This window comes from Candidatus Methylomirabilota bacterium (genome assembly GCA_036001065.1).
In the GTDB taxonomy this organism is placed as follows: Bacteria; Methylomirabilota; Methylomirabilia; order Rokubacteriales; family CSP1-6; genus MNEF01.
The window spans coordinates 1-21066 of record DASYUQ010000206.1; the positions used below are offsets into that span (position 1 = coordinate 1).

Genomic DNA, 21066 nt, shown 5'->3' on the forward strand with positions numbered 1-21066 from the left:
GCCGTACAGCGTGCCGCCCTTCTACGACGCCCTGATCGCCAAGGTGATCGTGCACGGGCGCGACCGCGGAGAAGCGATCGAACGCATGCGCCGGGCGCTCGGCGAGACCGTCATCGAGGGCGTGCGGACGACGATCCCCTACCACCTCAAGACGCTCGCCGATCCCGCGTTCCTCGAAGGGCGGTTCCCGCGATGACCATGGATCCCCGGCTCTACGTCATCCTCGACCGCGTCGCGGCGGCCGGGCGCGACCTCGTGGAGGTCCTCGACGCCGTCATCGCGGGCGGGGCGAAGATGGTCCAGCTCCGCGAGAAGACGTGGCCGTCGGGCCAGCTCCTCCCGCTGGCCGAGCGGCTCCGGGCCCGCTGCCGCCAGGCCGGAGTGACCTTCGTGATGAACGATCGCGTCGACCTCGCCGCGGTCCTCGAGGCCGACGGCGTTCACCTCGGCCAGGACGATCTGCCGCCTCGCCCGGCGCGCCCGCTGCTCCGTCCGGGGATGATCCTCGGCGTGTCGACCCACAGCGTCGAGCAGGCGCGGCGGGCGCAGGCCGACGGCGCCGATTACGTCGCGGTCGGGGCCATGTTCCCGACCCAGACGAAGCCCGACTTCGAACTGGTCGGCCCTGCGCTGGTCCGCGCCGTTCGCGCGGAGATCCGCATACCGCTGGTCGGCATCGGCGGCATCACCCCCCAGAACGCGGGCGAGGTGATCCGGGCCGGCGCCGACGGCGTCGCCGTGATCTCGGCGGTCTGCGCCGCCCCCGACCCCGCCGCGGTGACCCGCGACTTCCTCCGCGTGATCGACGATGTCCGCAAGACGCAGATATAATGGCGCCACCGATCTCCCACCTCAGGCAGGAGGGAACAGGATGAGCACCCGCACGATGCGATCGATCGCGATTGTCTGCCTCGCGTTGACCGTCGTCCTCGCGTCCGCCGGCACAGACGTCCGCGCCCAGGGCAAAGGCACCATCAAGATCGCCACCCAGAGCCCGCTGAGCGGCGGTCAGGCCGCCCTGGGCGAAGGCATCAAGCTCGGCACCCAGCTCGCCCTCGAGAAATTCAAGGGAAACCTCGACAAGATGGGCTTCAAGGTCGAGCTGGTGCCCTTCGACGACCAGGCCAAGCCCGATGTCGGGGTGTCCAACGCCAGGAACATCATCGCCGACAAGGACATCCTGGGCGTGATCGGGCACCTGAACTCCGGCGTGGCCATCCCGGCGTCGGAGGTCTACCGGGAGGTCAACCTGGCGATGGTCTCGCCCGCCAACACCAACCCGGTCGTCACCGACCGCGGCTACAAGAGCGTCTTCCGGGTGTGCGGGCGCGACGACGTGCAGGGCGTGGTGGGCTCCGAGTTCGCCAAGGGCACGCTGAAGGCCAAGTCGGTGTACATCGTCCACGACAAGACCCAGTACGGCCAGGGCGTGGCCGAGTTCTTCAAGGCCGATGCCGAGAAGAAGGGCATCAAGGTCCTGGGCTTCGAGGGCACCGAGGAGAAGTCGAACTTCGACCCCATCATCACGCCCATCAAGGCCAAGAATCCCGACCTCATCTACTTCGGCGGCATCTACGATCAGGCGGCTCCCTTCTTCAAGCAGACCCGCGAGAAGGGCGTGAAGGCCAAGTTCATGGGGCCGGATGGCATGGACTCCTCCGACCTCACCAAGATCGGGGGCAAGGCCGTCGTCGGCATGTACTACACCTCGGTGGCGGGGCCGGTCACGGTCTACCCGCAGGCCAAGCAGTTCGCCGAGGAGTTCAAGAAGAAGTTCGGCAAGAACCCCGAGCCGTTCTCGGCGCAGGCGTACGACTCGACCGCGATCCTGCTCAAGGCCATCGAGGCGGCGGCCAAGGGCGGCAAGGTGCCGACCCGCGACGCGGTGACGGCGGCGGTGCGCGACGTCAAGCACACCGGCATCACGGGCGCGGTCGAGTTCGACAGCAAGGGCGACCCCAAGAAGGCGCTCTACTTCGTGCTGCAGGTGGCGAGCGACGACCCGCAGAAGTGGGGCGACAACAAGGAAGTCAAGCGGCTGACGATCGCCGCCCCCGCCGCTTCCAAGAAGATCTGAGCGGTCGAAGGCTCACGCGATACGTACGACCAGGGCGGGCGGGAGGGCCCTCCCTCCGCCCGCCCTGGTTCGTGCCTGACGAATGGACTACGAGCTCCTCCTGGGCATCCTGCCGCAAGTCTTCCTCGACGGCCTCATCCTGGGGTTCATGTATGCCCTGATCGCGCTCGGCTACACAATGGTGTACGGCGTCCTCGAGTTCATCAACTTCGCGCACTCCGAGATCTTCATCGTGGGCGCGTTCGTCGGCGTGGAGGTCCTGCTCGGGCTCAAGAGCGCGGGCCTGCTCGACGGCCTGCCCTGGCCGTTCCTGCTCGTCCTGGTCCTGGTCGCCGGCATGGCCGTCAGCGGAGCCCTGGCCGTGACCGTGGAGCGGGTCGCCTACCGCCCGCTCCGGGGCACCCCCCGGCTGATCCCCCTCATCTCGGCCATCGGCATCTCGTTCTTCCTTCAAGACTTGATCCGGCTCATCGAGTCGATCTGGCGCAACGCCTTCAACCTCGTGTACCCGACCATCGATGCCCTCAACATCCGCTTCGAGCTGACGGCCACGCTCGATGTGTCCGTCAAATCGCTGGTCGTCATCGTGGCGGCGCTGGGCATGCTCTGGGCGCTGCACGCGATCGTCAACCGGACCAAGGTCGGCACGGCCATCCGGGCCGTCGCCGAGGATCAGGCGGCGGCCAGCCTGATGGGCATCAACGTCAACCGCATCATCTCCCTCACGTTCCTCATCGGAGGCGCCATGGGCGGCGCGGCCGGCGTGCTCTTCGGGGTCCAGTACGGGCTGATCAACCCTTACACGGGATTCATTCCCGGCCTCAAGGCCTTCACGGCCGCCGTGCTGGGGGGGATCGGCAACATCCCGGGCGCGATGCTCGGCGGCCTCGTGCTGGGACTGCTCGAAGCCTTCGCCGCCTCCTACCTGTCGCTGCTGACCGGTGGCGCCTTCGGCGCGGAGTACAAGGACATCTTCGCGTTTTCGGTGCTGATCCTGATCCTCATCTTCCGCCCCAAAGGGCTCCTGGGCGAAGTCGTGCGGGAGCGCGCGTGATCGCCCGGTCGGTCCTGGTGGCGGCGCTCCTGGCCTGCTCGGGCTTCGCCGTGGCGACCTTCCCGCGGTCCGTGCTGGCCTTCCTCCTCTTCCAGGGCTCGCTGCTGGTCATTTACCTGGCCGCCATCCCCCGCTGGCTCCGGTGGGCCCTGCTGGCGGTCGCCCTCCTGGTGATGATGCCGCTGATCGGCGCCTACAACGGCTACTACCTGGAGGTCGCCACCCAGGTCGGCATCTTCGTCGCGCTGGCCCTCGGCCTCAACATCGTGGTGGGGCTGGCCGGGCTCCTGGACCTGGGCTACGTGGCCTTTTACGCGGTGGGCGCGTACTCGTGGGCGATCTTCGGCTCCCCGCAGGCCAACGTCGTCTTCGGCGGCGGCTTCCCGCTGGCTCCGGGGTGGTTCTACGTCTTCCTGGGGGTCGGGCTCGCGGTGGCGGCCCTCACCGGCGTCCTCCTGGGCCTGCCGGTGCTCCGCCTGCGCGGCGATTATCTGGCCATCGTCACCCTGGGGTTCGGCGAGGTCATCCGCGTCCTGGCCAACAACCTCGACAAGCCCATCAACCTGACCAACGGCCCCAAGGGCATCACGCCGATCTCGCGGCCGCCGGCGCCCTTCGGCGTGCCCTACGCCGAGTACTTCTACTTCCTGGTCCTGCTCATCGTGGTCGTGGTCATCCTCGTCAATCGCCGGCTGGAGGACTCCCACATCGGCCGGGCCTGGGAGGCGATCCGCGAGGACGAGCTGGCCGCGCAGGCCATGGGCGTGCCTTTGGTGCGCATGAAGCTCCTGGCCTTCGCCTGCGGCGCCTCCTTCGCCGGCGTGATGGGCGTGGTCTTTTCCGCCAAGCAGGTCTTCATCAACCCGGAGTCGTTCACCTTCCTGGAGTCGATCGGCGTCCTGGCCATGGTCATTCTGGGCGGCATGGGCTCGATCCCGGGGGCCGTGCTCGGCGCCACCGTGGTCACCGTCCTGAACCTCCAGGTGCTCAAGGGCCTGTCGCTCTGGCTCAACGAGCTGAAGAACGCCGGCGTCACGATCCTCGGCTACAGCCTCGCCGACCTGCCCACCCAGCTCGAGCCGGCCAAGTACGAGCGGATGATCTTCGGCATGATCCTGGTCCTCATGATGATCTTCCGGCCCCAGGGCATCCTGCCGGCCCGGCGCCGACAGCGGGAGCTGGGATGAGCGCGCTGCTCGAGGCGCGCGGCATCACCAAGCGCTTCGGCGGGCTGACCGCCGTCAACGGCGTGGATTTCGCCCTGGAGGCAGGCATCGCGTCGATCATCGGCCCCAACGGCGCCGGCAAGACGACGCTCTTCAACATCTTCACCGGGCTCTACCTGCCCGACGAGGGCGAGGTGACGTTCGGCGACCGCTCGCTGGTCGGCCTGCGCCCCGACCAGATCACGGCCCTGGGCGTGTGCCGGACGTTCCAGAACATTCGCCTGTTCGCCAACATGACCGCGGCCGAGAACGTGCTAGTCGGCATGCACGCGCGCGTCCCCCTCGGGCTGGGGGACGTGCTGGCGCGCGGTCCGCGCTTCGCGCGGGTGGAGGGGCGGCTGTGGACGCGCGCCCTCGAGTTGCTCGAGCGGGTCGGCCTCCGCCCGAGCGCCAACGAGGTCGCCCGCAACCTTCCCTACGGCGACCAGCGACGGCTCGAGCTCGCGCGCGCGCTGGCCTCGGAGCCCACGCTGCTGCTCCTGGACGAGCCGACCGCGGGGATGACGCAGGGCGAAGCGGCCCTGCTCATGGCGCTCCTCCGACAGCTGGTCGTCGACCTGGGCCTGGCCATCCTGCTCATCGAGCACAACATGCGCGTGGTGATGGAGGTGTCGGATCGCGTGACGGTGCTCGATCACGGCGAGAAGATCGCCGAGGGCCGGCCCGCCGAGGTCCAGGCCGACCCCAGGGTGATCGAGGCCTATCTGGGGCGCGGGCAATGGGGCCGCACGCGGAGCGCCCGTGCTGCGGATTGAGGACCTCCACGTCTTCTACGGCGAGATCCAGGCCCTCAAGGGCATCGCGGTCGAGGTCCAGCGCGGCGAGATCGTCGCGATCCTGGGCAACAACGGCGCCGGCAAGACGACCACGCTCAAGACCGTCTCCGGGCTCCTGGCGCCCCGGCGGGGCACGATCACGCTCGACGACGCGCCGCTGACCGGCGTGCCGCCCCACCAGATCGTCCTCCGCGGGATCGCCCATGTCCCCGAGGGGCGGCGCATCTTCAACCGCCTCAGCGTCCGGGAGAACCTCATGATGGGCGCGTATCATCGGCAGGATGGCGGGATCGAGGCCGACCTCGAGCGCGTGTTCGCCCTCTTCCCCCGCCTGGGGGAGCGCCTGGGACAGGTGGCGGGCACCCTGTCCGGAGGCGAGCAGCAGATGCTGGCCATCGGGCGCGCGCTGATGGCCAGCCCGCGCCTGCTGCTGCTCGACGAGCCCAGCATGGGGCTGGCGCCCGTGCTGGTCGAGCAGATCTTCGAGACGATCGCCGACATCAACCGCCAGGGCACGACGATCCTCCTCGTCGAGCAGAACGCCGCCATGGCCCTCAGCATCGCCCACCGCGGCTACGTCCTGGAAACGGGGACGATCGCGCTGGGCGGGACGGCGGCGGCGCTGGCGGAAGACCCCGAGGTCCGTCGCGCCTATCTCGGCCAATAGCCGTGCCAGCCGCAGGGCGCTCGGCGGGCTGGGCCTCGCCCGCCCGAGGCGAGCCTATGATCCCAATATGATCCAAATTGGAGGACCCACCATGCTGGGACAGGGCCTCACCTGGGAGGAAACGAGCATCGCGGCCCTCTACCGGACGCTCGGCCGCACGGTGTCGGAGACGGACATCGTGAACTTCGTGAACCTCTGCGGCTTCACCGAGCCCCTGTTCATGGACATGGAGTACGTGGCGCGCGAGTCGGTCTTCGGCCGGCGGGCCGCGCCCGGGGCGCTGACCTTCGCGCTGTCGGAGGGCCTCGTGATGCAGACCGGGCTCATCCACGGCACCGGGATGGCCTGGCTGGGCGGCGAGATCCGCATCGTGGCGCCCGTGCTGGCGGGCGATACGATCCGCGTGGAGATCGAAGTCGTGGAAAAGCGCGAGACGAAGAAGCCCGACCGCGGCATCGTGACCTACCAGCACCGCGTGCTCAACCAGCGCGGCGAGCTCGTCCTGGAATCGCGCGTGCAGCGCATGATCCGGCGCCGCGAGGTGACCTGACCCGGTGCTGATCCTCTCGCGCGGCGATCTCGAGCGGCTGCTGCCGCCGCCCGACGTGATCGACGCGCTGGAGGCGGCCTTCCGCCTCCACGCCGCCGGCCGCGCCACGGCGCCCGCGCGCTCCGTCGTCGGCGTCGGCGACGAGGGCGCGCTGCTCCTCATGCCCGCCATGATGGGGGCGGAGGCCGGCCCCGCGCTGGGCACGAAGCTCGTCACCGTCTACGCCGGCAACCGCGCCCGCGGCCATCCCACGATCTACGCGAGCTACGTCCTCATGGACGGCGGGACCGGCCAGCCCCTGGCCCTGCTGGAGGGAACCTTCCTCACGGCGCTCCGGACGGGGGCCGCCTCGGCGCTGGCGGCGCGCCTTCTGGCCCGGCGCGACGCCCGCCGCGTGGTCTGCTTCGGCGCGGGCGTCCAGGCCGGCTTTCAGCTCGCCTGCCTCGCCGCCGTCCGCAAACCCGAGCGGGTGGCTGTCGCGGGGCGGGAGGCCGGGCGCGCGCGGCGCTTCGCCGAGACGATGCGCGAACGGCTCGGCATCCCGGTCGAGGTCGCGGCCGATCCCCGAATCGCTGTCCGAGAGGCGGACATCATAACGTGTGCGACGACGTCACCGATCCCGGTGGTGTTCGGCGCCGACCTTCGGCCCGGCACCCACGTCGATCTCGTCGGCGCGTTCCGGCCGACGGACCGCGAGGCGGATACGCAGGCGGTGAGCGGCGCCCGGGTCGTGGTGGACACCTATGCGGGAGCCCTGGAGGAGGCCGGCGACATCCTGATCCCCATGCGGGAGGGCGCCTTCGACCGCGGCCACATCGCTGCCGAGCTCGCCGAGGTGGTGACGGGCGTGCGCGCGGGCCGCACGAGCGACGACGAGATCACGGTCTTCAAGTCGGTCGGCTGGGCGCTGGAAGATTTGGCCACCGCCCGGCTCGCGTACAATCGCGCCAGGGCCGAGGGCGTCGGCCGGGAGGTCAGCCTGTGACGGGACGGGTCGTCCAGATCAACGTCTCCCGTGGCGGGGTGCCGAAGACCCTGGTGGAGTCCGCGCGGGTGTCGGTGCTGGGTCTCGAGGGCGACGCGCACCGCGACGTGGAGCACCACGGCGGTCCGGAACGCGCCGTATGCATGTACGCGATGGAGGCGATCGAGGCGCTCCAGGCCGAGGGACACCCCATCGTCCCCGGCGCCATCGGCGAGAACCTCACCGTCCACGGGCTCGACTGGCCGGCGGTCGTCCCCGACGCCGTGCTGCGCGTGGGCGAGGAGCTGCTGCTGCAGGTGACGCGGTACACGTCGCCCTGCGCCAATATCCGTCCCGCCTTCCTCGACGGTGACTACGCGCGCGTCGCGCAGAAGCGCCATCCGGGCTGGAGCCGCGTCTACGCGCGGGTCCTGGTGGAGGGCGCGGTGCGGCGGGGCGATCCAGTACGCCTCCTGGCCGAGAGCGAAGCCTCCGCGGCCCTGGCGGCGACCCGCAGGTGACATCACGCCCGACTGGATGCCGATCCTCGACGAGTCGCCGCTCGGCGGCTTCTGGATCGCCGCCGGCATGAGCGGCCACGGTTTCAAGCTGGCGCCGGCCGTGGGCGAGATGATGGCGGCGCTGATCACCGGCGCCGAGCCGCCGGTCAGCGCCGCACCGTTCCGCTTTGGCCGCTTCGCCACCACAGCGACTGCGGCCGGGACGTTCGTGTCGTCGTACCTTCGTTGATCGCCGTCACGCGATCGCGCTGACGGTGTAGACTTTCCTCGTGTTGGCCCGCCTGGGCGTGGACATCGGCGGCACCTTCACCGACCTCGTCGTCGTCGACGAGACCACCGGCGCCCTGCGCGTCGGCAAGGTCCTCACCACGCCGAAGGACCCGGCCCACGGGGTCGAGCAGGGGATCCACGCCCTCCTCGACGACGCCCGCCTTGCCGCCGGGGCCGTCGGGGCCGTCGTCCACGGCACGACGCTGGCCACCAACGCGCTGATCGAGCGCAAGGGCGCGCGCACCGCGCTGCTCACCACCGCCGGCTTCCGCGACGCTCTCGAGATCCGGCGCGAGGGCCGGTACGACATGTACGACATCTTCATCGACCCGCCGCCTCCCCTCGTCCCGCGCCACCTGCGCCGAGAGGTGCCCGAGCGGCTGCTGGCCGACGGCGCCGTGCAACGCCCCCTCGACGAGGCCGCCGCCCGGCGCGTGATCGGGGAGCTGGTCGGCCAGGGCGTCGAGGCCATCGCGATCTGCCTGCTCCACGCCTACCTCAATCCCGCTCACGAGTGGAGGCTCGCGGAGCTGGTCCGGGAGATCGCCCCCCACCTGCCGGTGTCGTGCTCCTCCGAGGTCGTGCCCGAAATCAGGGAGTACGAGCGGGGGTCGACGACGACCGCCAACGTCTACGTCGCGCCGCTGATGGCACGCTACCTCGAGGACCTCGAGCGGCGGCTGGCCGAGCTCGGAATTCCCGGCCAGCTCTACATCATGCAGTCGTCCGGGGGGATCGCGCTGCCGGGCGACGCCAAGCACTTCCCCATCCGCCTCGTCGAGTCGGGTCCGGCGGCCGGCGCTCTGGCCGCGGCCCAAGCCGCCAGAGACAGGGGCGAGCTTCGACTGCTGTCCTTCGACATGGGCGGCACGACGGCCAAAGCGTGCGTCATCGACGATGGCGCGCCGCTGGTCGCGCGCGAGTTCGAGGTGGCGCGCGCCGACCGCTTCAAGAAGGGCTCGGGCCTGCCCATCCGCGTGCCGGTGATCGAACTGATCGAGATCGGGGCCGGCGGCGGCTCGATCGCCCGCGTGGATCGGATGGGACTCCTCAAGGTCGGCCCCGACAGTGCCGGCGCCGATCCAGGCCCGGCCTGCTACAACCTGGGGGGCCGCCTGCCGACCGTCACCGACGCCGACCTGCTCCTCGGCTACCTCGACTCGGAGTTCTTCCTCGGCGGCCGCATGCGCTTGAGCCGCGAGGCGGCGCGCCGCGCGCTCGAGGAGCACGTGGCGCGCCCGCTCGGCCTCGGGCTGACCGAGGCCGCCTGGGGCATCCACCGCGTGGTGAACGAGAACATGGCCGCAGCCGCGCGCATCCACGGGATCGAGCGGGGCAAGGACCTGCGCCAGTACCCGCTCTTCGCCTTCGGCGGCGCCGGCCCTGTTCACTGCTGGCACGTCGCCCGCATCCTCCGCGTCCCTCGCATCCTCCTGCCGTTCGGGGCCGGGGCGATGTCCGCCTACGGGCTTCTCTCGGCCCCGCCGGCCTTCGACTTCGTGCGCACGCGTCGTGAGCGGCTGGACGCGGCCAACTGGCGGACGATCAACACCCTCTTCGCCGAGATGGAAGCCGAGGGCCGAGCCCTGCTGGCGCGCGCGGGCGTGGACGCGTCGCGGGTCCGGGTCAACCGGGTGGCGGAGATGCGCTACCTGGGTCAGGGCCACGAGGTGGAGGCGACGATTCCGCCCAGCACCCTCTCCCCGGCGAGCCTGCCCGCCATCACGGCGAGCTTCGAGGCTGCCTATCGCGCGCTCTACCAGCGCCTGCCCCAGGGGGTGCTCATCGAGGCCCTGAACTGGCGCGTGACGGTCGCCGGGCCGCCGCCAAAGGTCGCGCTCACGCCGGCCGCCCGCGGCGGCGGCGCGAGGGCGAAGGGCGCCATCAAGACGACGCGCCCGGCCTATTTCGCCGAGGCCTCCGACTTCGTCCCCACGCCGGTGTACGACCGCTACGCGCTCGGGCCGGGCACCGCGTTCAGGGGGCCGGCCATCGTCGAGGAGCGCGAGTCCACGGCGGTCATCGGGCCGGGCGCCCGCTGCCGCGTGGACGACGCCCTCGAGATCGTGGTGGAGCTCCCGCCATGACCGCGTCCAAGTTCGAGCGCGGGCTCCGCCCGCGCAACCCTCCTGGGGGAGGCTCGGAGGGGGCCGTCGAGGCCCCCTTCGATGGGTTCGATGGCGTCACCCTCGAGATCTGCTGGAGCCGCCTCATCGGCGTCGTCAACGAGCAGGCGACCGCGCTCCAGCGGACTTCGTTCACCTCCATCGTGCGCGAGGCCGGAGACCTCTCCGCCGGCGTCTTCGACCGGCGGGGCTATATGGTCGCGCAGGCGGTCACGGGCACGCCCGGCCACATCAACTCGATGGCCCTGGCCATGAAGCACTTCCTGGCCGAGTACCCGCTGGACGCGCTCCGGCCGGGCGACGTGCTCATCACCAACGACCCCTGGAAGACTTCCGGCCACCTCAACGACGTGACCATCTGCTCGCCCGTCTTCCGAGGCGACGACTGCGTCGCCTTCTTCGCCTCCACCTGCCACACGGCCGACATCGGCGGCCACGTGCTCTCGGCGGAGGCGCGCGAGGTCTACGAGGAAGGGCTCTTCATCCCGATCATGAAGCTGTACGAGGCCGGCCGCCCGAACGAGTCGCTCATCAGGCTGATCATGGCCAACGTGCGCCTGCCGGAGATGGTGCTGGGCGACTTCCACGCCCAGATCGCCGGCGGCGCCGTGGGCGGCGAGCGCCTCCTGGAGTTCATGGCCGAGTTCGGGCTCAGGCGCCTGGAGCCGCTGGCCGACGAGATCATCGGCCGCACCGAGCGCGCCATGCGGGAGGCAATCCGGGCGCTTCGGCCCGGCGCCTACGAGAACGCCATCACCTCCGACGGCTTCGACGAGCCCATCACGATCCGCGCGCGCTGCGAGGTGCGGGGCGACGAGCTCACGATCGACTACGCCGGCTCATCGCCGGCCAGCCGTCGCGGCATCAACGTGGTCATGAACTACACGGAGGCCTACACCACCTACGGCGTCAAGGTGATCGTCAGCCCCGACGTCCCCAACAACGAAGGCGCCTTCCGTCCGCTCCACATCACGGCCCCCGAGGGCTCGATCCTCAACGTGCGTCACCCGGCCTCGGTGGCGGCCCGACATGTTATTGGCCACTTCCTGCCCCACGTCGTCGCCGGCGCCCTGGGCCAGGCGGTGCCCGAGCGCGTGATGGCCGAAGGGTCGGCGAACATCTGGGGCGTCCAGGTGGCGGGGCGCGACCTGGACGGCAGGCCCTTCACCCACGTCTTCTTCTCCTCGGGGGGCACCGGCGCCCGCGCCACCAAGGACGGCCTCTCCGCCACCGCGTTCCCCTCCGGCGTCCTGGGCACGCCCGTCGAGGTCCTCGAGAACCTGGCGCCGCTGCTCGTCGAGCGCAAGGAGCTCCGGGAAGGCTCCGGGGGCCCGGGAAGGTATCGCGGCGGCCTCGGCCAGACCATCGCCTTCCGCATGCGCACGCGCGAGCCCTTCACCTGCTCCGTGCTCTGCGATCGCACGCAGACCCCGGCCAGGGGCCTCCTGGGCGGGGAATCGGGCGCGCTCGGCGAGGTGCTGATCGACGGCGTGCGCCCCGGGAACCCCAAGCAGGAGCAGCTCGTACCGCCCGGCGCCCTGGTGGAGGTCCGTTTGCCGGGCGGCGGCGGCTACGGCCCCGCGTCGGAGCGCGACCCCGAGCTGACCGCCCGCGACGTGCTCGAAGGCTACGTCGGCCGCGCGTAGATACCGTTACGCCGGCCCCGTGGTCCCGCTCGCGAGCGCCGGGCACCGTCCCAGAGCCACCAGGTCGTCGCAGCGCTCCTCGATGTAGCGCTGGTAGCGCGACTGGGCCAGCGCCGCCCAGCCCCCGGCTCGGTGCCGGCCCTCGACCCGGCCCTCCAGCGTCACCTCGTCGTCGGGCCCCGCCGCATTCAACGGGATCAGCCGTGCGCTGGCTCCGTCGATGAAGACCACACCGGTGTCGCCCTCGGCTCCCAGCGGGCCAGCTCGGTCAACGGAGTCTTGAGATCCATCACTGTCCGGGCCCCGGTTCCACCCTGGACAAGAGCAGTCGCCTGGCGACGTAGTACTTCTTGGGGCGCCGGCGCTGCCCCCGCGCTTGACCCAGCTCGCGGGAGAGCCGGCGCTCGAGGCTGGCCAGAGCGCCGTCGAAGGCCAGCCGGTGCGATTCCGCGACCTGCTCCACGCTCAGCGGGGGCCGCCGGGGCAGCGCGAGCGTGAGCACGCACCGGGTGTCGACGCCGCCTTTCGGGCCGTTTTCGTCCGTGAACGCGACCCGCGCGCTCATCGGCCGCGTCCGCAGCCGGCCGGTCAGCGACTCCATCCTCCTCGCCACCAGTGCCCGCAGTGCCGGATGGCCCTGCGCGCCCTCGATCGCGATCGTCATCGTCGCGTGCCTCGCTATCGCGGTTGTTGGGCGGGCCCCCGGCGCGCGCGCCTGCATCCAGACCGTCTTGGCCGCGCTCCGGTGGCGCCGCTCCCGATGGCGTAGCGAACGATGTGCCACTGAATGCGGTGGTCGCCGTCCGTTGTCATTTCGCGAAATTGCAGGTCCGGGGGGGGACGGCCCGGGGAGGGGCCCGGTCAGAGCTTGCCGTACTCCTTCAGGCGGCGATAGATCGTGCGGCGGGAGATGCCGAGAGCGCGGGCGGCCTCTTCTTTGTCGTTGTTGTGCAGGGCCAGCGCGCGTAGGATCAGCTCCTTCTCCACCTCCGCCAGCGTCGGGATGACCCTGCTGTCGGCGGACGGCGCCACCGAGGGATGGGCGGCCAGGGTCGGCAGGTCAGCGAGGGTGATCTGCTCGCGCGCGCCCATGGCGAAGGCGCGCTCGATGAGATTCTCCAGCTCGCGCACGTTGCCCGGGAAATCGTAGGCGCCCAGCGCGGCCAGGGCGTCGGGCGTGATCCCGCGCACCTCCCGTCGGAAGCGTTTGTTGAAGCGGCGGAGGAAGTGGTTCACCAGCGCGGGGATATCGTCCCGCCGCTCGCGCAGTGGCGGCAGCAGGATGCGGATCACGTTCAGCCGATAGTAGAGATCCTGGCGGAAGCTCCCGGCCTTCATCGCCTGCTCGAGATTGCGGTTGGTGGCCGCGATCACCCGCACGTCCACGAGATGGGCCTTGGTCGAGCCCACCGGACGCACCTGCATCTCCTGCAGCACCCGCAGGAGCTTGACCTGCAGCTCGGGCGGTAGCTCGGCGATCTCGTCCAGGAAGATGGTTCCGTCGTTGGCGCCCCGAAAGAGGCCGAGCGCGTCGGCGACGGCCCCCGAGAAGGCGCCGCGCACGTGGCCGAAGAATTCCGACTCCAGCAGATCGCGCGGGATGGCGCTGCAGTTCACCGGGATGAACGGCCCCTTGGCGCGCGCGGAGAGCCGGTGGATGGCCGCCGCCACCAGCTCCTTGCCGGTGCCGCTCTCGCCCTCGATGAGGATGGGCGAGTTCGTCACCGCGACCTTCCCGATGACGTCCTTCACGCGCTGCATGCCCGGCGAGCTGCCGATCAGCTCGTTGACGGTGAGTTCCTCGCCCAGGCGTACACGCAGCGAGTGCACCTCGCCGCGGAGGAACCGCCGCTCCATGAGCCGCTGCATCAGGTGATGCAGCTCGTCCAGGATCAGCGGCTTGGAGAGGTAGTCGTACGCCCCCTCTTTGAGGGCTTCGACGGCGGACGAGATCGTCGGGTAACCCGTCATGATGACGACTTCGATCGACTCGTCTCGCTTCTTGATCTCGCGGAGGAGATCGAGGCCGCTCATGTCCGGCATGCGCACGTCGGTCAGGGCGGCGTCGAACACCTGCGTTTTGAGCGCGGTGAGCGCTTCCGAGCCCGTGCCGGCGCAAATCACCTGGTAGCCCCACTGGGTCAGAGCATCGTTGAGGAGCATCAGGATTGACGGCTCGTCGTCGACGACCAGGACTCGTGCAGCTTCCATCGAGGACAGACTTTACCATGACCTGGTGCCAAAGTGACAAGGATTCCTTCAGGGTCGGAGCGCCCAAGCCTTGCGCCGCGTCGAGCGGCATGTTAGCGTGGGCGTTGACTTTTTATTCAGGAGAGCCGTCCATGGCTGATTCCGAAACCGTCCACCTTACCGAGCAAAACTTCGACGAGGCGCTGGCAGCCAACCAGAGCCTGATGATGGTGGACTTCTGGGCGGAGTGGTGTGGCCCCTGCCGCGCGATTGCGCCGATGCTCGAGGAGCTCGCGCGGGCGTCGGCGGGCCGGGTGACGTTGGCGAAAGTGAACGTCGACGAGAATCCCGGGCTCGCCGCCCGGCACGGCATCCGCTCGATTCCCACGATCCTGTTCGTGAAGGATGGCAAGGTCGTCGATCAGGTGATCGGCGCGGTCCCGAGGACTCAGCTGCAGAAGAAACTGGACGCGCTCGCCTGACCTGGGCGTCGAGGCGCCCCACGTATCGGTACCGCGGGAAAAAACGTCCCTTCACTGGCTCCCACCCGTGACGAGTTCCGCGCGCTCGCGGGCCAGGGAAACCTCGTCCCGGTCTTCGCCGAGCTGCCGGCGGACCTCGACACGCCGCTCTCCGCGTACCTGAGGCTGCGCCCGGGCCCCTATTCCTTCCTGCTCGAGTCGGTCGAGGGCGGCGAGAAGTGGGCGCGCTATTCCTTCCTGGGGACCGATCCCCTCATGATCCTCAGCGCCAAGAACGGGCAGATCTCGCTTCAGCGGGCCGGGCGCGTCGAGCGCCTGCCCGATGGCAACCCGCTCCAGGCGCTGCGCGGCCTGCTCCGACAGTTCCAGCCGGTCAGCGTGCCGGGACTGCCGCGCTTCCAGGGCGGCGCCGTCGGCTACCTGGCCTACGACATGGTCCGCCACATGGAGCGGCTGCCGGCGACGGCGCACGATGACCTCCAACTGCCCGACGCCGTCTTCATGTTCACGGACACGCTGCTGGTGTTCGACAATCTGCGACACCGCCTGCTGGTCATCGCCAACGCCCACATCGAGGACCGCGACGACACGTCGCTCGATCAGGCCTACGACCGGGCCGCCGTCCGCATCAGCATGACGCTGGCGAAGCTCCAGCGCCCGACGCGCCCGCCGGCCCCGTTCAGCCTGGCCCCGCCCGGACCGCTGCTGGCGCTGGGCGAGGAGGGCTTCACCTCGACGATGGACGAGGCCGCGTTCACCGAGGCCGTGCGGCGGGCCAAGGAGCACATCGCCGCCGGCGACGCCTACCAGATCGTCGTCTCCCGCCGGCTCGATTGCCCGCTGACCGCCGAGCCCTTCGCCGTCTACCGGGCGCTCAGGACCATCAACCCGTCCCCCTATCTCTTCCACCTGCGCCTGGGCCGAACGACGATCGTCGGCTCGTCGCCCGAGGTGCTGGTGCGGCTGGAGGGCGACCGCGTGGAGATGCGCCCCATCGCTGGCACGAGCCCGCGCGGCGCCACCGAGGCGCAGGACAAGGCCATCGCGGAGGCGCTCCTCGCTGATCCCAAGGAGCGGGCCGAGCACGTGATGCTGGTCGACCTCGGCCGCAACGACGTCGGGCGCGTTTCCGTGCTGGGCTCGGTGAAGGTGACGGAGTTCATGGCCATCGAGCGCTACTCGCACGTCATGCACCTCGTGAGCCACGTGGTAGGCCAGCTCGCCCCCGGGGCCGACGCGCTGGACGTGCTTCCGGCGTGCTTCCCGGCCGGCACCCTCACCGGAGCGCCCAAGATCCGGGCGATGGAGATCATCGACGGGCTGGAGCCCACCCAGCGGGGCCCCTACGGGGGCGCCGTGGGCTACTTCTCCTATTCGGGCAACCTCGACTCGTGCATCACGATCCGGACGATCGTGTGTCACGACAACCGCGCGTCGGTCCAGGTGGGCGCGGGGATCGTGGCCGATTCGGATCCGAAGACCGAGTGGCTGGAGACCTGCTCGAAGGCTCGGGGCCTGGTGCTGGCCCTCCGCATGGCCGGCCCCGCGGCGCGCGCATGATCCTGGTCGTGCGAGCCGCAGCCGGAGGCGAGGCGAGCCTGTGAGCCTGGTCGTGCGAGCCGCAGCCCGCAGTTGGAGCCGCAGCCGCAGGCGAGGCGACCGATGAAGATCGAGGCGAGCCTGTGATCCTGGTCATCGACAACTACGACTCCTTCACCTACAACCTCGTCCAGTACCTGGGCGAGCTGGGAGCCATCCTCAAGGTCGTCCGCAACGACGAGCTGGACGTGGACGGGATCGCCATCCTCCGGCCCGAGCGCATCGTCATCTCGCCGGGCCCCGGCACGCCCGACCAGGCCGGCGTCTCCATCGGCGTGATCCGCCGGCTCGGCTCCACGACGCCGACCCTGGGCGTCTGTCTCGGACACCAGGCCATCGGCCGCGCCTTCGGGGCCACCGTGGGGCGCGCCCAGCGACAGATGCACGGTAAGACCTCCTCGATCGAGCACGACGGCTCCGGCGTCTTCCGGGAACTGTCGAACCCCTTCGTGGCCACGCGCTACCACTCCCTCGTCATCCTGCGCGACACCGTGCCGGACGAGCTGGAGGTGAGCGCGTGGTCGGAGGATGGCGAGATCATGGGCATCCGCCACCGGCGCCATCCGATCGAGGGCGTCCAGTTCCACCCCGAGTCGATCCTCACCGTCGAGGGCAAGTCGCTGTTGCGGAACTTCCTCGACAAACGATGAGCCCGCGCACCGCCGGGCGTTTGACCGAGAGCTCGCTCATCCGCGCCGTCCGCCAGCGCGCGGCCGGCGGCCCCGGCGTTCGCGTGGGCATCGGCGACGACTGCGCCGTGCTGGAGCCGGCGGCCGGCACCCTGCTGGTCGCGACGACCGATCTCCTCCTGGAGGACGTGCACTTCCGGCGGCGGTACGCGGAGCCGGCCGACATTGGCTGGAAGTCCGTCGCGGTGAACCTGTCCGACGTCGCATCGATGGGGGGGCGCCCCCGCTGGGCGCTCGTCGCGTTGGCCTGCCCGACCGGCACGAGTCTGGAGGAAGTGGAGGCCTTCTACGCCGGCGCGCTGGCCCTCGCCGGCGAGCATGGTGTCGCGCTGGTCGGCGGCGACACCTCGGTGTCGCCGGCGGGGTGGCTCGTCAACGTGACGGTCCTCGGCGAGGTGACGCTCGCGCCCGTCCTGCGCTCGACCGCGCGCCCCGGCGACGTCGTCGCAGTCACCGGCACGCTCGGCCGCGCGGCGGCCGGGCTGGCCGTGCTCGACCGCGCCAAGGCCCCCCCGGGCGCCCCCGCCGAGTGGCTGGCCGACGTCACCGGAGCGCACCTGCGACCCCGGCCGCGCGTCGCCGAGGGGCGGTGGCTGGCCTCCGCGGGCGGGGTCACGGCGATGATCGACCTCTCCGACGGGCTCGCCACCGACCTCGGCCACATCGCCGAGGAAAGCGGCGTGGGCGCGCGCGTCGAGATCGAGCGTCTGCCGATCGCCGAGAGCACGCGGCGCGTCGCCCGCGCACTGGGCGACGATCCTCTGGCCTGGGCCACGGGGGGCGGCGAGGATTATGAACTGCTGCTCACGTGCGAGCCCACCGCGTTCAGCCGGTTGGGCGAAGGCCTGGAGCGGGCAACGGGCGCCCGCCTGAGCCGCATCGGTGAGATCGTCGCCGACGGCGCCGTTCACTTCGTCGACGCCCGCGGGCGCGAGCGGCCCGCCACGCCGGGCTTCGAGCATTTCGTGGCGGAGCGCCGACGTGGCTGAGGGAATCGTCCTCAAGCTGCTGGTCCTGGTGGTCCTCGTCGCCTGCTCGGCCGTCCTGACGGGCGCCGAGGCGGCTTACTTCTCCCTGGGGCGCGCCCGGCTCAAGCGCCTGACCGGCGCCCAGACCGCCGACGTCATCCGCTCGCCGCTCATCGAGCGCCCCCACGACCTCCTGGTCACCCTGCTGGTGGGGATCACGCTGATCAACATCGGCGCGGCCGCGCTGGCCGCGACGGTCGCCGAGCAGGTCTTCGGCCGGCGCTACGGGCTGCTGGCCGAAATTCTCGGAATGATCCTGCTCCTGACGACCTTCGGGGAGGTCCTCCCGATGACGCTGGCCGTGAAGCATCCCGAGCGGTTCCTGGCCCTGGCCGGCGGGCCGGTGGCCTGGCTCGAGCGGTTGCTGATGCCGGTGCGGGCGATTCTGGGAGGTCTCACCACGCTGACGCTGCGGATGATCGGGCGCGACCGGACGCTGCAGCCCGAGCTGACCGAGGAGGAGCTCCGCACCCTCGTGGACGTGGGCGCCAGCGAGGGTGTCGTCGAGCGCGAAGAGCGGGAGATGATCCACAAGGTCTTCGAGCTCGAGGACACCCCGGTGCGCTCGATCATGGTGCCCCGCACCGACATGTTCTGCCTCGACGTGGAGACCCCGGTCGGCGAGATCCTGCCCGCGCTGCGCGAGAACCTCCATTCGCGCGTGCCCGTTTACGAGGGTTCGATCGACGTCATCGTCGGCCTCCTCTACACGAAGGACCTCCTGCCTTATGTCGACGGGCTGCCCCCGGACTTCGACCTGCGGGCGCACCTGCACCCGCCCTACTTCGTCCCCGAATCCAAGCGGGCGGACGTGCTGCTCCAGGAGTTCCTGGCCAAGAAGCTCCATCTGGCGATCGTCGTGGACGAGTACGGGGGCACCGCTGGGCTGGTGACGCTGGAGGACCTCCTGGAGGAGCTGGTCGGCGAGATCGCCGACGAGTACGACGAGCCGGAGCGCTTGATCCAGCGCATCGACGCCACCACCTACCGGGTGGCGGGCAAGCTGCCCATCGACGAGCTGAACGCGGTCACCGGCCTGCAGATCTCCAACACGTCGTACGACACCGTCGGAGGCTGGGTCCTCGACCTGTTCGGACGCGTGCCCCGCAAAGCGGAGCGGGCGGAGACGCCGGAGCTGACGGTCACGGTGGAGAAAGTCGAGCGGACGCGCATCGTCGAGGTGCTGGTCGAGCTCCACAACCCGGCCGAGGGGGAGGTGGCGGCGTGACGCTCCTCTGGATCGCGGCCCTGTGCCTGGGCGCCACCATGTTCTTCTCGGCGGCCGAGATGGCCTTCATCGCCGCCAACCGGCTGCGGCTGCGCCACCTCGCCGAGGAGGGCAATGGCACCGCGGCGGAGTACCTGGAGGCCTTCCGGCATCCGGAGCGCGTGCTCTCGACCGCGATGATCGGCGTCACCATCGCCCACATCGTGGCCTCGTCGGCGGCCACCTTCGGGCTGCTGCCGGTGCTGGGCGGCACCGCCCCGATCGTCGTCACCGTCGCCCTCACGCCCCTCATGCTCGTCTTCGGCGAGATCATCCCGAAAGCGATCGCGCGGGAGTGGGCGACGCCGCTGGTCCTCAAGCTCTATCGGCTCCTGACCTGGTCGGCGGTCCTGCTGGCGCCTTTCGTGGTCTTCTCGCAGACCGTGGTGGCGGGGGTGCTGCGGCTCTTCGGCGCCCGCCAGCCCGACACCCGCCACTTCGTGTCGCGCGAGGAGCTGAAGGCGCTGCTGTCCATGGAGCCCGGCGAGGCCGACGTCACCACCCAGGAAGCCGAGATGATCGACAAGATCTTCGATCTCGGCGACACGACCGTCCGCGAGGTCATGGTGCCGTTGGTGGAGGTCGTCATGCTGCCGGAGACGGCGACGCCGCGGGACGCCATCGCCCTCATCCAGCAGCGGGGCTTCTCCCGAATCCCGGTCTACCGGCAGCGAGAGACGAACATCGTGGGCGTCATTTCGGCGATGGACCTGCTGCGTCGCGGCGCCGAGGGGCGGCGCGTGGATGAGCTGATGCGGCAGCCCTACTATGTGCCGGAAACCAAGCGCATCGACGACCTGCTCCGCGAGCTGCAGCGCGGACGCATTCACATGGCCATCGTGGTCGACGAGTACGGCGGCAGCACCGGCATCGTCACCCTCGAGGACATCCTCGAGGAGATCGTGGGCGACATCCGCGACGAGCACGACCGCACGCCGGCCTCCGTCGAGCGGCTCCCGGACGGCAGCTACTGGGTGGCCGGGCGGACGAACATCGACGAGCTCAACGAGGCGCTGGACTGGACCCTGCCGAAGCGAGACTACGAGACCGTGGCCGGCCTGGTACTGGCCACGCTGGGCCGGATCCCGCGACGCGGCGAGCAGTTCCAGGTGCCGGGCTACGCGATCACCGTGCTGGAAGCCGACGAGCGGCGCGTGGCCGCGGTGAAGATCGCGCCGATGCGCGCGCCGAGCAGCGACACCCCGTCATAAGGAGGCCCTTCATGGCTGGCAAGATGGTGGAGTTCCCGTCGAACGGCACCAAGACCGCCGGTTACCTGGCCACGCCCGCCTCCGGCAAGGGGCCCGGTGTGCTCGTGATCCAGGAGTGGTGGGGGCTCGTGCGGCACGTCAAGAACGTCGCCGACCGCTTCGCGGCCGAGGGCTTCACGGCGCTGGCGCCCGACCTCTACCACGGCAAGACGGCCGCGGAGCCCGACGAGGCCGGCAAGCTCTTCATGGCCCTCAACATCGCACAGGCCGAGAAGGACCTCCGGGGGGCGGCCAAGTACCTGGCCGGCCAATCGTCCACGGCCAAGCTCGGCGCCGTCGGCTTCTGCATGGGCGGCCAGCTCGCCCTCTTCGCCGCCACGCTCAACCCGTCCATCGGCGCCTGCGTGAACTTCTACGGCGTGCATCCCAATGTGAAGCCGGATTATGCGAAGCTCAGCGGTCCGGTGCTCGGCCTCTTCGCCGAGAAGGACCAATTCGTGAGCCCATCGATTGCCAAAGGGGTGGACGCGGCCATCAAGAAGGCGGGCCAGCAGTCGGAGATCCACATCTACCCGGGCGTGGACCACGCCTTCTTCAACGACGAGCGGGCCGATGTCTACGACAAGCAGGCCGCCGACGATGCCTGGCGCCGCACCCTCGCCTTCTTCCGCAAGCACCTGAAGTAGGACCGGCCTCCAGGGACCGGAGGCGCTGGGGAGCGCG

Annotated in this window: 23 protein-coding genes; 20 read left to right on the forward strand and 3 right to left on the reverse strand. The window is 70.3% G+C overall.

The genetic code is table 11. The features are described from left to right. The 13 genes from VGV13_19775 to VGV13_19835 form a co-directional block, all read left to right on the forward strand. The coding region (locus tag VGV13_19775; protein HEV8643324.1) for an acetyl-CoA carboxylase biotin carboxylase subunit at nucleotides 1–196 on the forward strand (196 nt) is incomplete at its 5' end. After that, entirely contained in the window at nucleotides 193–831 is a 639-nt protein-coding gene (gene thiE, locus VGV13_19780) for a thiamine phosphate synthase (protein ID HEV8643325.1), read from the forward strand. The genes VGV13_19775 and thiE, both read left to right, overlap by 4 nt. Before the next feature lie 40 nt (nucleotides 832–871). Beyond that, a complete protein-coding gene (locus VGV13_19785) occupies nucleotides 872–2077 on the forward strand; it encodes a branched-chain amino acid ABC transporter substrate-binding protein (GenBank protein ID HEV8643326.1) in 1206 nt (401 codons plus the stop codon). An 82-nt stretch (nucleotides 2078–2159) separates the two neighbouring features. Beyond that, nucleotides 2160–3131 (forward strand): branched-chain amino acid ABC transporter permease, encoded by a 972-nt coding sequence (locus tag VGV13_19790; protein HEV8643327.1) that lies wholly within the window; start codon nucleotides 2160–2162, stop codon nucleotides 3129–3131. Beyond that, on the forward strand, nucleotides 3128–4318 hold the full coding sequence (locus tag VGV13_19795; GenBank protein HEV8643328.1) for a branched-chain amino acid ABC transporter permease: 1191 nt from the start codon (nucleotides 3128–3130) through the stop codon (nucleotides 4316–4318). Before VGV13_19790 ends, VGV13_19795 begins: the two co-directional genes overlap by 4 nt. Continuing rightward, the gene (locus tag VGV13_19800; protein ID HEV8643329.1) at nucleotides 4315–5112 is read left to right on the forward strand and encodes an ABC transporter ATP-binding protein; all 798 of its coding nucleotides are present in this window, start codon (nucleotides 4315–4317) and stop codon (nucleotides 5110–5112) included. The genes VGV13_19795 and VGV13_19800 overlap by 4 nt, the downstream gene beginning before the upstream one ends. After that, complete coding sequence (locus VGV13_19805) at nucleotides 5099–5800, forward strand: ABC transporter ATP-binding protein (protein ID HEV8643330.1); 702 nt, start codon at nucleotides 5099–5101, stop codon at nucleotides 5798–5800. The genes VGV13_19800 and VGV13_19805 overlap by 14 nt, the downstream gene beginning before the upstream one ends. Before the next feature lie 91 nt (nucleotides 5801–5891). Then, nucleotides 5892–6350: a MaoC/PaaZ C-terminal domain-containing protein gene (locus tag VGV13_19810; protein ID HEV8643331.1), complete on the forward strand. Its 459-nt coding sequence runs from the start codon at nucleotides 5892–5894 to the stop codon at nucleotides 6348–6350. A 4-nt stretch (nucleotides 6351–6354) separates the two neighbouring features. Beyond that, nucleotides 6355–7335 carry an ornithine cyclodeaminase family protein gene (locus tag VGV13_19815; GenBank protein HEV8643332.1) on the forward strand — a complete coding sequence of 327 codons (981 nt, stop codon included), beginning with the start codon at nucleotides 6355–6357 and terminating at the stop codon, nucleotides 7333–7335. Next, nucleotides 7332–7835, forward strand: a complete 504-nt coding sequence (locus tag VGV13_19820) for an MOSC domain-containing protein (protein HEV8643333.1) — start codon at nucleotides 7332–7334, stop codon at nucleotides 7833–7835. The genes VGV13_19815 and VGV13_19820 overlap by 4 nt, the downstream gene beginning before the upstream one ends. Before the next feature lie 16 nt (nucleotides 7836–7851). Continuing rightward, a complete protein-coding gene (locus tag VGV13_19825) occupies nucleotides 7852–8064 on the forward strand; it encodes an FAD-dependent oxidoreductase (protein HEV8643334.1) in 213 nt (70 codons plus the stop codon). A 40-nt stretch (nucleotides 8065–8104) separates the two neighbouring features. Continuing rightward, complete coding sequence (locus VGV13_19830) at nucleotides 8105–10192, forward strand: hydantoinase/oxoprolinase family protein (GenBank protein HEV8643335.1); 2088 nt, start codon at nucleotides 8105–8107, stop codon at nucleotides 10190–10192. Then, nucleotides 10189–11877: a hydantoinase B/oxoprolinase family protein gene (locus VGV13_19835; GenBank protein HEV8643336.1), complete on the forward strand. Its 1689-nt coding sequence runs from the start codon at nucleotides 10189–10191 to the stop codon at nucleotides 11875–11877. The genes VGV13_19830 and VGV13_19835 overlap by 4 nt, the downstream gene beginning before the upstream one ends. A gap of 6 nt (nucleotides 11878–11883) precedes the next feature. Here the strand turns inward: VGV13_19835 and VGV13_19840 are convergent, their stop codons facing one another. From VGV13_19840 to VGV13_19850, 3 genes are all read right to left on the reverse strand, one after another. Then, nucleotides 11884–12108, reverse strand: coding sequence for a hypothetical protein (locus tag VGV13_19840; protein ID HEV8643337.1), 225 nt, complete (start codon nucleotides 12106–12108; stop codon nucleotides 11884–11886). Nucleotides 12109–12166: 58 nt separating this feature from the next. Continuing rightward, nucleotides 12167–12541, reverse strand: a complete 375-nt coding sequence (locus VGV13_19845) for an HPF/RaiA family ribosome-associated protein (protein ID HEV8643338.1) — start codon at nucleotides 12539–12541, stop codon at nucleotides 12167–12169. 197 nt (nucleotides 12542–12738) lie between these two features. Then, nucleotides 12739–14088 (reverse strand): sigma-54 dependent transcriptional regulator, encoded by a 1350-nt coding sequence (locus VGV13_19850; protein HEV8643339.1) that lies wholly within the window; start codon nucleotides 14086–14088, stop codon nucleotides 12739–12741. Nucleotides 14089–14219: 131 nt separating this feature from the next. Here VGV13_19850 and trxA point away from each other — a divergent pair, with 131 nt between their 5' ends. From trxA to VGV13_19885, 7 genes are all read left to right on the forward strand, one after another. Then, entirely contained in the window at nucleotides 14220–14549 is a 330-nt protein-coding gene (gene trxA / locus VGV13_19855) for a thioredoxin (GenBank protein HEV8643340.1), read from the forward strand. Nucleotides 14550–14603: 54 nt separating this feature from the next. Further along, nucleotides 14604–16109: an anthranilate synthase component I gene (trpE, locus tag VGV13_19860; GenBank protein ID HEV8643341.1), complete on the forward strand. Its 1506-nt coding sequence runs from the start codon at nucleotides 14604–14606 to the stop codon at nucleotides 16107–16109. A 122-nt stretch (nucleotides 16110–16231) separates the two neighbouring features. Further along, entirely contained in the window at nucleotides 16232–16798 is a 567-nt protein-coding gene (locus VGV13_19865; GenBank protein ID HEV8643342.1) for an aminodeoxychorismate/anthranilate synthase component II, read from the forward strand. Continuing rightward, nucleotides 16795–17826, forward strand: a complete 1032-nt coding sequence (thiL, locus tag VGV13_19870; protein ID HEV8643343.1) for a thiamine-phosphate kinase — start codon at nucleotides 16795–16797, stop codon at nucleotides 17824–17826. The genes VGV13_19865 and thiL overlap by 4 nt, the downstream gene beginning before the upstream one ends. Then, a complete protein-coding gene (locus VGV13_19875) occupies nucleotides 17819–19093 on the forward strand; it encodes a hemolysin family protein (GenBank protein HEV8643344.1) in 1275 nt (424 codons plus the stop codon). Before thiL ends, VGV13_19875 begins: the two co-directional genes overlap by 8 nt. Beyond that, a complete protein-coding gene (locus VGV13_19880) occupies nucleotides 19090–20343 on the forward strand; it encodes a hemolysin family protein (GenBank protein ID HEV8643345.1) in 1254 nt (417 codons plus the stop codon). The genes VGV13_19875 and VGV13_19880 overlap by 4 nt, the downstream gene beginning before the upstream one ends. Before the next feature lie 11 nt (nucleotides 20344–20354). Beyond that, a complete protein-coding gene (locus tag VGV13_19885; GenBank protein HEV8643346.1) occupies nucleotides 20355–21029 on the forward strand; it encodes a dienelactone hydrolase family protein in 675 nt (224 codons plus the stop codon). The last annotated feature ends 37 nt before the right edge of the window (nucleotides 21030–21066 follow it).

What these genes read in the sequence shown, in the direction of transcription:
- VGV13_19790 (HEV8643327.1), top strand. Translation starts at nt 2,160, where the DNA reads ATGGACTACGAGCTCCTCCTGGGCATCCTGCCGCAAGTCTTCCTCGAC.
- VGV13_19825 (HEV8643334.1), top strand. Translation starts at nt 7,852, where the DNA reads ATGCCGATCCTCGACGAGTCGCCGCTCGGCGGCTTCTGGATCGCCGCC.
- VGV13_19835 (HEV8643336.1), top strand. Translation starts at nt 10,189, where the DNA reads ATGACCGCGTCCAAGTTCGAGCGCGGGCTCCGCCCGCGCAACCCTCCT.
- VGV13_19850 (HEV8643339.1), bottom strand. Translation starts at nt 14,088, where the DNA reads ATGGAAGCTGCACGAGTCCTGGTCGTCGACGACGAGCCGTCAATCCTG.
- VGV13_19845 (HEV8643338.1), bottom strand. Translation starts at nt 12,541, where the DNA reads ATGACGATCGCGATCGAGGGCGCGCAGGGCCATCCGGCACTGCGGGCA.
- VGV13_19885 (HEV8643346.1), top strand. Translation starts at nt 20,355, where the DNA reads ATGGCTGGCAAGATGGTGGAGTTCCCGTCGAACGGCACCAAGACCGCC.
- thiE (HEV8643325.1), top strand. Translation starts at nt 193, where the DNA reads ATGACCATGGATCCCCGGCTCTACGTCATCCTCGACCGCGTCGCGGCG.
- thiL (HEV8643343.1), top strand. Translation starts at nt 16,795, where the DNA reads ATGAGCCCGCGCACCGCCGGGCGTTTGACCGAGAGCTCGCTCATCCGC.
- VGV13_19800 (HEV8643329.1), top strand. Translation starts at nt 4,315, where the DNA reads ATGAGCGCGCTGCTCGAGGCGCGCGGCATCACCAAGCGCTTCGGCGGG.
- VGV13_19785 (HEV8643326.1), top strand. Translation starts at nt 872, where the DNA reads ATGAGCACCCGCACGATGCGATCGATCGCGATTGTCTGCCTCGCGTTG.
- trxA (HEV8643340.1), top strand. Translation starts at nt 14,220, where the DNA reads ATGGCTGATTCCGAAACCGTCCACCTTACCGAGCAAAACTTCGACGAG.
- VGV13_19810 (HEV8643331.1), top strand. Translation starts at nt 5,892, where the DNA reads ATGCTGGGACAGGGCCTCACCTGGGAGGAAACGAGCATCGCGGCCCTC.